This is a genomic window from Gilliamella sp. Pas-s95 (assembly GCF_009795795.1).
Classification (GTDB): domain Bacteria; phylum Pseudomonadota; class Gammaproteobacteria; order Enterobacterales; family Orbaceae; genus Gilliamella; species Gilliamella bombicola.
Map to the genome: position 1 here is coordinate 1 of NZ_WTFC01000073.1, position 598 is coordinate 598.

Here is a 598-nt window from a genome sequence, read left to right on the forward strand (position 1 = left end):
GATACCGATATATCCCCTGTAGCAGTAACACCATTTATACCCTGTCCATCTCCATCATCATCTCCCCAATAATTATACCTAGTGACTAAATCACTTAAACTCACTGAATTCACTGATGATGGAATTACCATATCTATATCTCCCAAAGTACTTCCTGCATAAGGTAAAAGTATTGGATTTGTTGAGCTTGATGGATTGGTTGATGGTGTGAACCTTGTGCCATCCCGCAACTTAATAAACAAGAAACTATCCGTTGAAGTTGTCCTTGTCCGACCACCGTCGAACGTTAAATATGGCGCACTACCCTCAATATACCTTGATGTAGACGCCGTTAATGCCATAGAGCACTGTGTATAAGGCAACAAAAACAATGGCACGAAGAACAACAATAATTTAGTTAATCTAAATAATCTAAGTAAGTTTGATAATTTAGATAGAAAAAATAAGCACCTCGACCTCGGCGATAACCCTGCCGATAAACACGGCGACCTCGCCAAGCGCGATGAGCTTGATAACTTCGGTGATGAAAATAAGAACAGTGTCTGATTTAGACTACGGTGAAATTGAAAAAGATTTAGGGCGTAGGTTTGGCAGGCCA

Annotated in this window: 1 protein-coding gene; it reads right to left on the reverse strand. The window is 40.3% G+C overall.

Going from position 1 to position 598, the window contains the following annotated elements:
* Positions 1-598 (reverse strand): hypothetical protein (locus GQ598_RS10895; protein ID WP_160404133.1); only part of this gene is annotated, 598 nt, incomplete at both ends.